Origin of the sequence: Flavobacterium anhuiense (assembly GCF_900101855.1) — a bacterium.
In the GTDB taxonomy this organism is placed as follows: domain Bacteria; phylum Bacteroidota; class Bacteroidia; order Flavobacteriales; family Flavobacteriaceae; genus Flavobacterium; species Flavobacterium anhuiense.
In genome coordinates this window covers 582,356-594,427 of sequence record NZ_FMVC01000002.1, presented here as the reverse complement: position 1 = coordinate 594,427, position 12,072 = coordinate 582,356, and the positions used below count along the sequence as shown (strand labels likewise).

General features: G+C 33.8%; 14 protein-coding genes. 7 read left to right on the top strand and 7 right to left on the bottom strand.

The window, feature by feature from the left end; translation table 11 throughout:
- Window positions 1–6: 6 nt before the first annotated feature.
- From BLP44_RS07130 to BLP44_RS07110, 5 genes are all read left to right on the top strand, one after another.
- Complete coding sequence (locus BLP44_RS07130) at window positions 7–918, top strand: archaemetzincin family Zn-dependent metalloprotease (RefSeq protein ID WP_091130979.1); 912 nt, start codon at window positions 7–9, stop codon at window positions 916–918.
- 2 nt (window positions 919–920) lie between these two features.
- Window positions 921–1,262, top strand: a complete 342-nt coding sequence (locus BLP44_RS07125; protein WP_091130975.1) for a cupin domain-containing protein — start codon at window positions 921–923, stop codon at window positions 1,260–1,262.
- A 165-nt stretch (window positions 1,263–1,427) separates the two neighbouring features.
- On the top strand, window positions 1,428–2,582 hold the full coding sequence (locus tag BLP44_RS07120; RefSeq protein WP_244511694.1) for an MFS transporter: 1,155 nt from the start codon (window positions 1,428–1,430) through the stop codon (window positions 2,580–2,582).
- 42 nt (window positions 2,583–2,624) lie between these two features.
- Window positions 2,625–3,557: a peptidylprolyl isomerase gene (locus BLP44_RS07115; RefSeq protein ID WP_008462165.1), complete on the top strand. Its 933-nt coding sequence runs from the start codon at window positions 2,625–2,627 to the stop codon at window positions 3,555–3,557.
- A gap of 94 nt (window positions 3,558–3,651) precedes the next feature.
- Complete coding sequence (locus tag BLP44_RS07110) at window positions 3,652–3,951, top strand: cytochrome C (RefSeq protein WP_066032440.1); 300 nt, start codon at window positions 3,652–3,654, stop codon at window positions 3,949–3,951.
- A 106-nt stretch (window positions 3,952–4,057) separates the two neighbouring features.
- Here the strand turns inward: BLP44_RS07110 and BLP44_RS07105 are convergent, their stop codons facing one another.
- The 3 genes from BLP44_RS07105 to BLP44_RS07095 all read right to left on the bottom strand — a co-directional run bounded on the left by BLP44_RS07105 (window position 4,058) and on the right by BLP44_RS07095 (window position 6,411).
- Entirely contained in the window at window positions 4,058–4,450 is a 393-nt protein-coding gene (locus BLP44_RS07105) for a GreA/GreB family elongation factor (RefSeq protein WP_008462169.1), read from the bottom strand.
- A gap of 384 nt (window positions 4,451–4,834) precedes the next feature.
- Complete coding sequence (locus BLP44_RS07100; protein WP_091130968.1) at window positions 4,835–5,389, bottom strand: thioredoxin family protein; 555 nt, start codon at window positions 5,387–5,389, stop codon at window positions 4,835–4,837.
- Between the two features lie 128 nt (window positions 5,390–5,517).
- A complete protein-coding gene (locus BLP44_RS07095; RefSeq protein ID WP_083219896.1) occupies window positions 5,518–6,411 on the bottom strand; it encodes an alpha/beta fold hydrolase in 894 nt (297 codons plus the stop codon).
- A 129-nt stretch (window positions 6,412–6,540) separates the two neighbouring features.
- On the opposite strand from BLP44_RS07095, the gene BLP44_RS07090 reads away from it, so the two are divergent.
- Window positions 6,541–6,876, top strand: coding sequence for a tRNA-binding protein (locus BLP44_RS07090; protein WP_091130964.1), 336 nt, complete (start codon window positions 6,541–6,543; stop codon window positions 6,874–6,876).
- 69 nt (window positions 6,877–6,945) lie between these two features.
- On the opposite strand, the gene BLP44_RS07085 is transcribed toward BLP44_RS07090, so the two are convergent.
- The 4 genes from BLP44_RS07085 to BLP44_RS07070 form a co-directional block, all read right to left on the bottom strand.
- Window positions 6,946–7,491: an RBBP9/YdeN family alpha/beta hydrolase gene (locus BLP44_RS07085; RefSeq protein WP_008462175.1), complete on the bottom strand. Its 546-nt coding sequence runs from the start codon at window positions 7,489–7,491 to the stop codon at window positions 6,946–6,948.
- 24 nt (window positions 7,492–7,515) lie between these two features.
- Window positions 7,516–8,340: an alpha/beta hydrolase gene (locus BLP44_RS07080; RefSeq protein ID WP_091130960.1), complete on the bottom strand. Its 825-nt coding sequence runs from the start codon at window positions 8,338–8,340 to the stop codon at window positions 7,516–7,518.
- A gap of 155 nt (window positions 8,341–8,495) precedes the next feature.
- Window positions 8,496–8,864, bottom strand: a complete 369-nt coding sequence (locus BLP44_RS07075) for a PUR family DNA/RNA-binding protein (RefSeq protein ID WP_008462177.1) — start codon at window positions 8,862–8,864, stop codon at window positions 8,496–8,498.
- A 68-nt stretch (window positions 8,865–8,932) separates the two neighbouring features.
- Window positions 8,933–10,711: an ABC transporter ATP-binding protein gene (locus tag BLP44_RS07070; protein WP_008462180.1), complete on the bottom strand. Its 1,779-nt coding sequence runs from the start codon at window positions 10,709–10,711 to the stop codon at window positions 8,933–8,935.
- Between the two features lie 204 nt (window positions 10,712–10,915).
- Here BLP44_RS07070 and BLP44_RS07065 point away from each other — a divergent pair, with 204 nt between their 5' ends.
- Window positions 10,916–12,022, top strand: a complete 1,107-nt coding sequence (locus BLP44_RS07065) for a Glu/Leu/Phe/Val family dehydrogenase (RefSeq protein ID WP_091130955.1) — start codon at window positions 10,916–10,918, stop codon at window positions 12,020–12,022.
- Window positions 12,023–12,072 lie beyond the last annotated feature (50 nt).

The following is a 12,072-nucleotide window of genomic DNA, read 5'->3' as shown; positions in this document are numbered from 1 at the left end:
ATCTATATGAGGAAGCTTCTTTTGGTAGTATTTGTAATTCTTTGTTCATGTCAATCTGATAAAAAAGAAAAGGCAAATTTAAAGATACAATCGATTCCGCAGAAAATTTTACCACCCGCGCCTTATTTTGTAGATATTAAAGCAAATGATGTTAAACTTGGGAAACCAGCTTATGGAGATTGGTTGTTTTCTCATAAAGAAAACGGACAAAGTTTCGAACAATTTGTGAGAACTAAACATGTTGTTCCAACCAAAGAAGAAAATATTATTTATCTGCAGCCTATAGGAAAGTTCAATTCAATGCAAATAAAACAAATTGAATTAGTTCGTCAGTATTTGCAAATATTTTTTCAATTGGAAACTAAGGTTTTAGAAAATGTTTCAAATGATATTATTCCGAATCATGCTAGACGAATTGGAGATGTCGGACAAGAACAGTTTTTGGCGGGATACATTTTAACTGATGTTTTAAAAGAAGAAAATCCTAACAAAAGAATTGCTTTAATGGCAATAACTGAAAAAGATTTGTATCCAAAACCCGAATGGAATTACGTTTTTGGATTGGCATCTTACAGAGATAAAATTGCAGTAAGTTCGATGTATAGAATGCAAAAAGAAGCCGATTTTAATTTAGGGTTAGAACGATTGCTGAAAATTTGTTCTCATGAAATAGGGCATATGTTTGGTCTGCATCATTGTATTGAAGCCAGTTGCGTTATGAATGGAACCAATAGTATGATAGAAACAGATTCGCATTCTATTAGATTGTGTTCTCTTTGTCAAAGAAAATTAAATTCGGGATTTAATTATGATAATTTAAAGAGATTAAAGGAGCTTGAAGCGTTCTTTCAAAAGAATAATCTAGATGAAGGATTGGCATTGATGAAAAAAGATTTTGAGAAAATTAAAAATAAATAGAAATGAGTACTAGCAAAGAATTTATAAAAGGAGAGGAAATCGAATGGGAAGTAGTCGGTGAGGGAATCAAACGTAAAATTTTAGCTTTTGATGAAAGAGTGATGCTGGTAAATGTTCATTTTGAGAAAGGAGGAATCGGCACTTTGCACGATCATTATCATTCGCAAGTTACATACATTGCAAGCGGCAAATTTGATGTTACAATCAGCGGTGTGACACAGACATTAAAAGAAGGAGATAGTTTTTATATTCCGCCACATGCTATACACGGTGTTGTTTGTTTGGAAACAGGCATGTTAACAGATGTTTTTAGCCCTGCTAGAGAAGATTTTTTAAACTATTAATATGTTTTTTGAAGAAATAAACTTATTAAGTATTTAAGTTTAAATGAACTTATATCACCTATATGGTTTAAAAAAAACTTAAAATTTATACTTTTTTTAAAGTTTTGCTAAAGATTAGAGTGGTATTTTTGCAGCATGAATTTATCTAAAACTAATGTACTGTTTATGGCAGTTTGCACTGGTCTTATAGTTGCAAATCTTTATTACTGCCAGCCTTTGATTGTTTTAATTGCCAACGAATTTAAAATTCCTGAAGAAAGTGCCGGAACAATAACCTATCTGACTCAGGCGGGTTATGCTATCGGATTGTTTTTTATGGTGCCTCTTGGCGATAAAATAGAGCGAAAAAGGCAAATTTTGATGACTACTTTTGCTACTGTAATTGCATTACTAATTGCTGCAACTGCCAAAAGTTTTCTTGTTTTACAAATTGCTTCATTGTTAATCGGAATCACTTCGATTGTGCCACAGCTTATTTTACCATTAGCAGCTTCTTTAAGCGCGCCTGATCAGCGTGGGAAAGTTGTAGGGACTATTATGAGCGGGCTTTTAGTCGGTATTTTGCTTTCGCGAACATTGAGTGGGTTTATTGGTCAGGTTCTGGGCTGGAGATCGATGTTTTATATTGCGGCAGGAATTTGTCTTTTGATCTTTTTTGTGATTCAGAGCAAATTTCCACAGAACAAACCGCAATTTCAAGGGACTTACGCACAGTTAATTCAGTCATTGTTTACGCTTATAAAAACACAACCAGTTTTACGTGAGGCAACAGTAATCAATGTTTTTAGTTTTGCTCAATTTGGAGCGTTTTGGACTACAATGGTGCTTTTGCTTTCTGGAAAACCTTTCGATTTTAATAGTGCTACAATCGGGTTATTTGGAATTGTTGGCGCATCTGGAGCTTTGGCAGCACCTCTTGTTGGGAAATTGGGAGACAAAGGGAACTCAAGAATTGCAGTTGGCTACGGCTGTTTGTTGGTATTATTAAGTTTCGTTGTCTTTTATTTTGCCATTGAAAGCGTAATCGGAATTGCAATCGGAATTGTATTTATCGATATCGGAATTCAAGGCGTTCACATCTCCAATCAAACGAGAGTTTATTCCTTATTGCCAGAAGCAAGAAACAGATTGAATACCGTATTTATGTCGCTAACATTTTTAGGGACAGCGGCAGGATCTGCTTACGGCTTATTATTATGGAAATTTGGCGGATGGCCAGCTGTAACAATCGGCTGTATGGCTTTATCTTTATTATCATTGACAATTTACGGACTTACTTATAAATCAAAATCTAAAAAAGCGAAAGCGCAAATTGATTAAAAAATTAATTTGTAAATTTGCGTTCAAATTAAAAATAACAACATGGAAAACGGAATATACGCTAAATTCAATACTAGCAAAGGTTCAATTTTAGTAAAATTGACTCACGATTTGACACCAGGAACTGTAGGTAACTTTGTTGCTCTTGCAGAAGGAAATATGGAAAACAAAGTGAAACCTCAAGGACAAAAATTCTATGACGGATTAACTTTCCACAGAGTAATTGCTGATTTCATGATTCAGGGAGGCTGTCCAAAAGGAACTGGAACAGGAGATCCAGGTTACAAATTTGATGACGAATTTCACCCAAGTTTAAAACATGATCGTCCAGGAGTTTTGTCTATGGCCAATTCTGGTCCTGGAAGCAATGGTTCTCAATTTTTCATTACTCACGTTCCGACTCCTTGGTTAGATAACAAACATAGTGTTTTCGGACATGTTGTTGAAGGACAAGACGTTGTTGATGCAGTTGCTCAAGGTGACAATTTAGAGTCTGTTGAAATTATCAGAGTAGGTGAAGAAGCTCAAAAATGGAATGCAATTGAAGCTTTCATTGGTTTAAAAGGTGCTCGTATGAAACGTGAGGCAGCTTTAAAAGCAGAATCTGAAGCAAAAATGGAACAATTGGCTGCTGGTTTTGATAAAACAGAAAGCGGTTTACGTTATAAAATGATTCAAAAAGGTGAAGGTAAAAAGGCTGAAGCTGGAAAAACAGTTTCTGTTCACTACGAAGGATCTTTAGAAAACGGAAAAGTATTTGATTCTTCTTACCCACGTAAAAAACCAATCGAATTCAAATTAGGAATTGGACAAGTTATTGAAGGATGGGACGAAGGTATTGCTTTATTGCAAGTGGGTGACAAAGCTCGTTTTGTAATTCCTTCTGATTTAGCTTACGGTCCATCTGGTGCTGGAGGAGTTATCCCGCCAAACGCAGTTTTAATTTTCGACGTTGAATTAATGGACGTAAAATAAGAGTTTTACAAGCAATTTAGCATTGTTTTAAATAATAATCCCATATGTTATGCCATATGGGATTTTTTTATATTTACTATATAAAATTAAGACAATGAAAAACTTTTTAATCCTAGCAGGACTTGCGTTATTTGTGGTTTCTTGCGGAACTCAAAAAAAAGCTGCAGTTGCATCAACTCCTGCTGAAGCTCCAAAAACGGTTGCTTTAACGCCTGAATTAGAAACAGGCAAAAATTTGTATGATAATAGTTGTGCAAGATGTCACAAATTGTATGAACCTAAAAAATTCACAAAAGAAGAATGGACGCCGATTTTGGTAAGAATGGGTAAAAAAGCAAAATTAGACGAAACTCAAATGGCATCAATTACGAATTATATTGATTCACAATTGTAATCTGGATTTGAGAAATAAGCATAAAAAAACTGTTCAATTGAACAGTTTTTTATTTTTCAGATAGATATAAAAAAAAACACCGTCACAGAATGAGGTGTTTTGAAACTTAAGAATGATGTACAGCCGAATTGTCTACAGCAATTACCTTTAAAGTTTTAATTCCGGCAGGCAATTCCCAATCTACTTCATCATTTTCTTTAAAACCAATAATAGCAACACTTAAAGGTGCTAGAATTGAAATTTTAGATTGTTTTACGTCTGCTGCCGAAGGTAAAACGATTTGAATTTTCATTTGTTTCTTGGCTTTTACATCTTCAATTGTTACAATAGAATTAATTCTTATAACTGAGTCTAGTTCGCTTTCTTTGCTAATTACAGCGCGGTCTAATTCTTGCGAAAGCTGATTGGCTTCTTTAGTATTTGTTGAATTTTTACTTTTTAAAATCAATTCTCTTAAAAATTGATAATCTGATTTACAGAATGTGGGTGTTGGTTTCATATCTATATTGAATTTATTGTTATAAAATTTAAATGGTTTATTCTTCTTTCGAATATTTACAAACAAAAGATTTCTAAGTCCTGAAAATGGCAAAGAATCAAAAACGCTTAATCTGGAAAAACAAAAAAATATCTGATCAAAAAATGATTTTTGTCAAATAAGGAAATGTTTAAGCTGATGTAAATCCTCCGTCAAAAGAAGAAAAAAAGTGAAGTAGACGGAGGCCTAATTAATAAAGGCCTTATTATGCGAAATAATTACAGCAGGAATCGGTTTTGCTATGCAAAACGCTTTCGTAGCGGCTGTATATGATATTATATTTCCCACAAGGATTTGTTAATTTGAACTGCAAAGATACGTAATCTTTTTGAATTTAGTGAGGTTTTACTTCCATTTAATGCCACAACCCAAACTTGGTTTCTGCGGTTCTTTTAAACTTCGGTTGTAAATTAAGGCATCGATTGCGCCTCTCAAATCGTTTCCGCTAAGTGGAATTCCATTGCCAGGTCTTGAATCGTCTAATTGCCCGCGATAAAATAATCTGGCTTGATTGTCAAATAAATAGAAATCTGGAGTGCAAGCGGCTTGATACGCTTTTGCAGTTTCCTGAGTTTCATCGTATAGATAAGGAAAATCAATTTTATTTTCCATTGCAAAATCTGTCATTAATTCTGGAGCATCTTGAGGATATTTGACCACATCATTGCTAGAAATAGCAATTACTCCCAATCCCTGAACACGATAATCATTTGCAATCATAACAATTTCGCTGATCACATGATGCACAAACGGACAATGGTTGCAAATGAACATAACCAAAGTGCCTTTTGAACCTTTTAAATCTTCAAAAGAAAAAGTATTGTTCGAGTTAGTATCTTTTAAATAAAAGTCAGGTGCAACTGTCCCTAAAGGAAGCATTGTTGATTCTGTTCGTGCCATTTTATCTGAAATTTGATTCCCAAAAATAGCTTTAAAAAACTGTAAATAAAAGAGCACAAGAATAAAAAATACCCAAAGAAAGCAGTTAGCCTATAGAGCTTGCTTCTTTGGATACTTTTTTTATTTTTTTATGAATTTAGGAATTCCAATAAATCTTCGTTTAGCTTTTCTTTGTCAGTATAAAATAAACCATGAGGAGCTCCTGCATATTCGATATAAGTATTGTTTGCAATAGATTTTGCCGCTTTTCTTGAAGTGAGGTCTATAGGTACAATTTTATCATCGTCACCGTGAATAATTAGAGTTGGAACTTTTATAAAATCCAACTCGTCTCTAAAATCAGTATACGAAAACGATTCGGCACATTTTAAAGTGGCTCTTGGAGAAGCTACAGAGCATAAGTTTCTATAGTATTCTAATAATGGAGTGCTGAGTGGTTTGTTTATAATATTAACTCCAAAAAAGGTTTTCCCGAAATTATCTACAAAACCAATTCTATCTTCTTTTATTGCTGCTGCTGTATTTTCACTTTTCTCTTTGGGATGCCCATCTGGATTATCGTGAGTTTTTAAAAGAAATGGAATAATGGACGAAATTAAAGCTGCTTTAACAACGCTTTTTCCGCCATGACGGCTAAAGTAACGAACTACTTCACCGCCACCCATAGAAAAACCTACAAGAGTTACGTTTTCTAGTTCCAATTGTTCGATAATTTCTTTCAGATCATCTGCCAAAGTATCATAATCGTAACCATCCCAAGGCTGAGAAGATTTTCCAAATCCGCGTCGGTCATAGGCAATTACACGATAATTGTTTTGGACCAAATGATCAATCTGATATTCCCACATTTCGTTAGAGAGAGGCCAGCCATGAATCAAAATTACCGGTTTCCCTTGACCATAATCTTTCACATAAAGCCTTACGTTTTGAGCGGTTTCTATATATTTATCCGTGTGAACCTGTTTTAGATTAGATTCAAAATCTTTAATTGACATGCATGCATTTGGTTCAGTATGTTCCATGTTATATCTTTTTACGTGAGTATTTTCGTTTTTCTTCACGTAAAGTTAGATTTAAGGAAAAGAAACAGGTTATAGAATTAGGTGCATTAATTACAAAATTTATAGGTTTGTAAATAATACAATTTAAAAATGGATTTAACCTGGAACGAATTTGAGCGCAGCGATATGCGCGTAGGAACTATTATAGAAGTAAACGATTTTCCTGAAGCTAGAAAACCTGCCTTTCAGCTGACAATTGATTTTGGTTCAGAAATCGGAATTAGAAAATCATCGGCACAAATTACCAAAAGATATCAAAAAGAAGATTTGTTAAATCGCCAGATTGTTGCAGTTGTGAATTTCCCAAAGAAACAAATTGGGAAATTTATGAGTGAATGTCTTGTTTTAGGAGCGGTAGGCGAGGAAGGAGATGTGATTTTATTAGCTCCAGATTTTAGAATACCAAATGGATTAAGAATTGGATAGTTTTTTTAGTTTTCAGTCGCAGTCGCAGTGTTCAGTTTTGGACTGTTTACTGAGACTGCGACTGAACACTTAACCAATTTTTTCAATAAACTGTTTAAGAATCAATTGTCCTTCTTCCCAATATTTCAAATCAGAATCGGAGTTGATGTGCCCTTGCTGACCGATATTTACAAAATCGCTTCCCCATTTTTCAGCGAAGAGTTTTTTTCTTTCAAAAGAAGCATAAGGATCATTTTCGCTTGCAACGACTACAGACGGAAATGGTAATTTATAAAGAGGTATTGGTGAAAAATTTCTTATGGATTCTGGTGTGTGTTGAGGTGAGTCAACATCAGCAGGAGCGACTAAAAAAGCGCCGATAATATTCGGATTACTGTATTTTTCTGCCCAATGTAAAACCAATGAAACAGCCAAGCTGTGTGCTACTAAGATAGTAGGTTTGTTAAGTTTAGAAATATTTTCGTTTAATCTGTCGAGCCATTCTTCGCGAATTGGTTCATCCCAATTATCTTGTACAACACGAATTGAGTTTTCGAATTTTTTATGCCAAAAGGTTTGCCAGTGTTTTTCTCCAGAATCACCAAGTCCTGGTATAATTAATAGTTGTGTCTCCATTGCCGTGGAATTTTTATTTAGTGATTATTTTTTACGTTCTTTTAAAATTCGGTTTACTTCATTAACCAAAAGCGGAAAACCAGGTTCTGTCATTCCGTGCCCGTAACCATCCAATTCGTATAATTTTGTTTGCGTATGTCCAATCAGTTTCATCATTCTGGCCATGTATGCGTTTTCTTCATAACGCCCAAGCATTTCCAGTTCACGATCTCCAGTAATTAATAACATTGGCGGAGCATCTGCACGAACATGATACAACGGAGCAAATTGGTCAATTGTTGGTTGTTTTTCAGGAATTCCGTTTTCTCTTCTAATTTCGAAATGCGTAATGCATTGCCCGCTAAACGGAATAAGTCCAGCAATTTGATTGGCGTCAATGTTTTCTTTTTGAAGATATTTCTTATCTAAGCCAATCATCATTCCTAAATATCCTCCTGCAGAATGTCCAGAAACAAAAATCTGCGATTTATCGCCACCATAATTTGAAATAGTATTAAAAGCCCAAGCAACAGCTGCGGCAGCATCTTCAATAGCTTTTTCGGCTTTTGCTTTTGGAGACAATCTATAATTTACTCCAATAATTGCAAAACCTTTGTTTTTTAAAGCTTCTGGGATTTCTTTGTTTCCGCCAGTCAATCCGCCGCCGTGAAACCATACGATTGTAGCAAATCCTGTTTTGTTTTTAGGGTAATAAATATCCAAAACACATCTTTCGCTGATATATTTATCGGACTTATTTACAGCTGCACTATAATATTGGATATTATTTTTCGTTTCATATTCTATATTCTGGGCAGATAGTGAAATTCCGTAAAGGAAGAAACTTAGGAGAATAATTAATTTTTTCATTAGAGGTAAAGTGTAATTTGTAAAATTATTTAGAAGTAAAGCTACATGAATCGTACGTCTCACATTTTACAATTCACATCTTAAAACATAAATATATAAAAAAAGTCCAAAATGCAGAACAAATTGGACTCCTACTTTATGTAGATGATTTTTGATTAAATATCATCAAAATCGATATCTGTAAAACTAGATCTTTGGCTTTCAGTCTTTTCAGAGCTGTATTCTTTTTTAAAATCTTTTTGGTGTCTTTCAGAAATTACTTCTTCGCCTTTGTGGTTTAAAACATAAGAGGTCATTTCTTCTAATATTTCGGAGAAAGCACTGAAATCTTCTTTGTATAAATAGATTTTGTGTTTTTTGAAGTGAAAAGAACCATCTTCTTCAGTAAATTTTTTGCTTTCTGTAATCGTGATATAATAATCATCGGCTTTGGTAGCTCTCACATCAAAGAAATAAGTTCTTCTTCCTGCGCGTAATACTTTAGAAAAAATCTCTTCTTTTTCTAACATGTCATTTTCTCTCATAATACGTTCTATCATTTTTGGAATTAATAGTACTCAAAAATCATAAAAAATTATCTATTACGCAACAATTAAAGTAATTCTTTTTCCGAAAGTTGTTTTAAATATAACGATGCGTAATATCCTTCTTGATTTATTAATTGATTATGAGAACCTTGTTGAATTATCTTACCATCTTCGAGTATAATAATTTTATCTGCATTCTTGGCCGATGATACTCGATGGCTCACAATTATGGTGGTTTTGTCTTTAGAAATTTCGAACAAATTATTCAAAATCATTTCTTCGGTTTCGGTATCTACAGCAGACAAACAGTCGTCAAAAAGTAAAATGGCTGGATTTTTAATAATGGCTCTTGCAATAGAAACACGCTGTTTTTGTCCACCAGAAAGCGTGATTCCTCTTTCTCCTAAAACGGTGTCGTACTGTTTGTTAAATGCAATAATATTGTCGTGAACAACTGCATTTTTAGCCGCTTCGATTACTTCCTCATCAGTAGCGTTTTGATTTCCGAATTTGATATTGTTTTTAATCGTATCAGAAAACAGGAAAGCATCTTGTGGCACGATTCCGATATTATTGCGAAGATCATTTAAATTTAAGGCGCTGATTTCATTTCCGTCAATTTTAACTTCTCCTTCGGTTACGTCATACAATCTTGAAATCAAAGAAAGAATAGTCGATTTTCCAGACCCCGTTTTCCCTAAAATAGCTAATGTTTCTCCTTTTTTTACTGTAAAAGAAACATTTTTCAAAGCTTCGATATTAGTATCCTGATAGGTGAAAGAAACATTTTCAAAAGAGATATTTCCTTGGATTTCTGAAGTATTTTCGTTGTTATTTTTGATTTCTGGTTCAATTTTCAAGAATTCATTCAAACGTTTCTGAGAAGCTTCTGCCTCTTGAACCATAGAAGAAACCCATCCTAAAGAAGCAACAGGCCAAGTCAGCATATTTACATATAATATAAACTCTGCGATGGTTCCGATATTTGGAATGCTTCCGTTGATGTACATGACACCTCCAAAATAAATTACAACCAAATTACTGATTCCAATAAGCGCAATCATCAATGGGCCAAATAAAGATTGAACTCTTGCTAGACTTAAACTTTTGCGTTTACTTTCTTCGGCAAGGTCAACCATATTATTTTGATGCTGATTTTCTAAAGAATACGCTTTTATAACTCGAATGCCTGAAAATATTTCTTGTGTAAAACTAGAAACTTTAGAAAGATATTGCTGGAACGTGGTGCTTCGTTTGTTGATTTCTGAGCTTAACTTGAAAATACAATACGAAAGAATTGGCAACGGCAATATAGTATATAAGGTAAGCAACGGCGATACATTATACATATATAATATAACGATGGCAAAACGGATAGCTGTATTTATAGTATACATTACGGCTGGCCCAACATACATACGGACTTTTGAAACGTCTTCGCTGATGCGGTTCATCAAATCTCCTGTTCTATTTTGTTTGTAGAAATTTTGTGAAAGATTCTCGTATTGTCTAAAAACTTCATTTTTTAAGTCAAACTCAATATGGCGCGACATTACAATTAAAGTCTGGCGCATTAAGAAGGTCAAAAAACCTGCAACGATAGTCGTTCCAATGATAAGTAGCACATTATGAATAAGATCCTGACGAAAAGTTGCGATTACTATTTCTGATTTTTGCTCTGCAGCAGAAAGTTTGTCAAAATTTTCAATAGCGTTTAAAGACTTGCTAATAAGCTTTGGAGTAAATAGAGAAAATATTTGTGCGATTATGGTGATTAAAATTCCTAGCGAGAAACTGTATTTATATTTGATGAAATATTTGTTTAAATAGCTTAATTCTTTCATTTTTTTAAGAAATATGATATTGAATTGATTTGGATTTAAGAATTATTATTAAATAAAATTATAATAATTTGCGATTTAATCAAAACAATTATATTGTAAAATTGTTATTTTAAAGATAAAAAATTAGCACATATGTATTTTTTAATTATGTTTGAGATGTCTTTTTGACAAATTCATAATTTTAACCTAATTAATACTAGCGCTATGGATGCAATTTTCGCAACTGGAAAGGAACTTCAAAAAATGGATCCTGTTTTTGGTCAATTATCTTTTGACGATCACGAACAAATTGTATTTTGCAATGACAAAGATACAGGTTTAAAAGCAATTATTGGTATTCATAATTCGGTTATGGGGCCAGCTTTGGGAGGAACCAGAATGTGGAATTATAACACAGAATGGGAAGCTTTAAACGATGTTTTACGCCTTTCTAGAGGTATGACGTTTAAATCTGCCATTACTGGACTAAATATTGGTGGAGGTAAAGCCGTTATTATCGGTGATGCTAAAACTCAAAAAACACCTGAATTAATGCGTAAGTTTGGTGAATTTGTTCACTCACTTAGCGGAAGATATATTACTGCAGAAGATGTCGGAATGGAAACGAAAGACATGGATACTGTAAGAGATGTAACCCCTTATGTTACGGGAATTTCTGAAGAAAGAGGTGGTTCTGGAAACCCTTCTCCTGTAACTGCTTATGGTGTTTATTTAGGTATGAAAGCTGCTGCTAAAAGTCAGTTTGGTACTGATGTTTTAGACGGTAAAAAAGTTTTGGTACAAGGAATTGGACACGTGGGAGAAACTTTGGTTGAGTATTTAACTAAAGAAGGAGCACAGGTAACTATTTCTGATATCAACGAAGAAAAATTATACCAAGTTGCTTCAAAATACAATGCAACCATTTATACTGGTGAAGATTTGTATACTGCAGATGTTGATATCTACGCGCCATGTGCAATGGGAGCAACAATCAATGATAGTACAGTAGATAAAATTAAAGCTAAAGTTATTGCTGGTGCAGCAAACAACCAATTAGCTGACGAAAATGTTCACGGAGCAAGATTACAAGAAAGAGGAATTTTATACGCTCCAGATTTCTTAATCAATGCTGGTGGAATTATTAATGTTTATGCTGAATTGGCAAACTATGGTAAAGCTGAAATCATGAGCAAAACAGAAAATATCTATAATACAACTTTAGAAATTATAGATTTTGCTGCTAAAAATAATATCACAACTCATAAAGCTGCTCTTACAATTGCTCAAAACAGAATTGATCAGAGAAGAAAAGAGAACGCTTCTAAGTAATTTTTGAGTTTACAGTCTCAGTCTCAGTTTTCAGATCTACTGGAAACTGA